This window comes from Microbacterium sp. Bi128 (assembly GCF_918698205.1).
In genome coordinates this window covers 1-1,083 of the sequence record NZ_CAKKMM010001616.1, presented here as the reverse complement: position 1 = coordinate 1,083, position 1,083 = coordinate 1, and the positions used below count along the sequence as shown (strand labels likewise).

General features: G+C 72.5%; 1 protein-coding gene and 1 pseudogene. Both read left to right on the top strand.

What is annotated here, in order from left to right; genetic code table 11:
* A partial coding sequence (locus tag LQV45_RS34960; RefSeq protein WP_230012575.1) for a glycosyltransferase occupies positions 1-672 on the top strand: 672 nt, incomplete at its 5' end.
* A gap of 35 nt (positions 673-707) precedes the next feature.
* Positions 708-1,083: pseudogene (locus LQV45_RS34955) on the top strand (hypothetical protein); the annotation flags it as partial.

The following is a 1,083-nucleotide window of genomic DNA, read 5'->3' as shown; positions in this document are numbered from 1 at the left end:
CTCCTGCTGGACGCGCTGGCCCGGCTCACGGATGTGCCCTGGACGGCGTCCCTCATCGGCTCGGACACCGCCGATCCGGCCTACGCCGCGCAGCTCCGGAAGTCCGTGGAACGCCTGGGCCTGGCCGGGAGGATCCGCATCCCGGGCGAGCTCCGTGGCCCGGCACTGGATGCTAAATGGGATGCGGCCGATCTCAGCCTGCTGATTTCCCGGGCCGAAACCTACGGCCTGGTGGTCACCGAATCGCTGGCCCGCGGCATTCCCGTGGTGGTGCGCCAGGGCACCGGAGCCGTCGAGGCGCTCGCCGCCGGCACCCTGCCCGGGCCGCCGGCGGCCGGCACTCCGACGCCGGACACTCCGCCCGGGACTCCGGTGCCCGGGTTGCCGGGCGCCGCCGTCGGGCTCGGAACGGACCCCGCTCCGCTGGCGGACCTGCTCCGCCGCTGGCTGGACGACCCCGGTCTCAGGGACCGCTGGCGGGAGGCGGCAGCGGCTGCCCGGGGCCGGTTGCCCGGCTGGGACGCCACCGCCCGGACCGTTCTGGGCTTCCTGTCGACGGAACCGACGGAACCCACGGAACCGACGGAACCCACCGAAACCGCGGAAACCGCGGAACTCGGTGAAACAGAGGCACCCAGAAACCAGACGGCGCGGGTTGATACGGCTTCTTGATACCGCTGACAGAGAAGCTGTTGGAGAATGAGCCCATGAGCACCCACCCTGTCGCCACGCAATCGCCGTCGGTAGAAAAGCCCGTCAACCTGCCGGAGCCGCAGAGCCTGACCCCGGAGCGGCTCCGGGCATGGTCCTGGCACCGGCAGGGCCTGGACGGCTCGCTGGCCGGCTGCACGGCGGAGCAGGTTCTCGCCCGGGCAGGCTGGGCCCGGTCCGTGGGCGGCGCCAACCCCTACCTCACGCTCTTCGCCCGCGCCGGCATCCGCCGCGAACAAGTGGACACCGACGTCCTCGCCCACCGGATCCTGGAACTCCCGGTCGCCCGCGGCTGCACCTACGTCCTGGGCCGGGAAGACTTCGCCTGGGCGCTTCAGCTGGGCCGGGACGCGGCCGAGTCCGCGTTCAAGG